The organism is Burkholderia territorii, assembly GCF_902833055.1.
In the GTDB taxonomy this organism is placed as follows: Bacteria; Pseudomonadota; Gammaproteobacteria; order Burkholderiales; family Burkholderiaceae; genus Burkholderia; species Burkholderia territorii.
Genome location: NZ_CADFEJ010000183.1, coordinates 1 through 418, shown reverse-complemented (window position 1 = coordinate 418; position 418 = coordinate 1). Strand labels below are relative to the sequence as shown.

General features: G+C 71.8%; 1 protein-coding gene. It reads right to left on the bottom strand.

Annotated features, from left to right (window positions below; all coding sequences use genetic code 11):
* Positions 1-79 precede the first annotated feature (79 nt).
* Positions 80-418, bottom strand: a 339-nt coding sequence (locus HW466_RS31620) for a tetratricopeptide repeat protein (RefSeq protein WP_208456268.1), incomplete at its 5' end; no start/stop codon positions are given.

Here is a 418-nt window from a genome sequence, read left to right as displayed (position 1 = left end):
AATGCCCGCGCGCATCGGCCGGCATCCGCGCGAGCCAGGCCTGGTAGGCTTCGCGTGCCTCATCCACGCGCTCCAGCGCCTACAGCACGATGGCGAGATTGCCGAGCGCCTGCGGATGGTCCGGCGCCAGCGCGAGGGCGCGGCGATAGCAGGCCTCGGCCTGGCGCGCGTGCTCCTTGTGGATGTTGCCGAGGTTGCAATGCGCGTCGGCATGCAGCGGCGTGAGCCTGAGCGCGCGGTCGAGCAGGATCACAGCCTCGTCGCCGCGGCCGCGCTGGTGCAGCAGCACGCCGAGGTAGTGCAGCGCGTCGGGATGCGCGGGCTGCAGCTTCAGCACGCGGCGGTAGAGCGGCTCGGCGATGTCGAGCTCGGCGTTCATGTGCGCCTGCATCGCCATGCGCAGCGTCTCGGCCAGGCG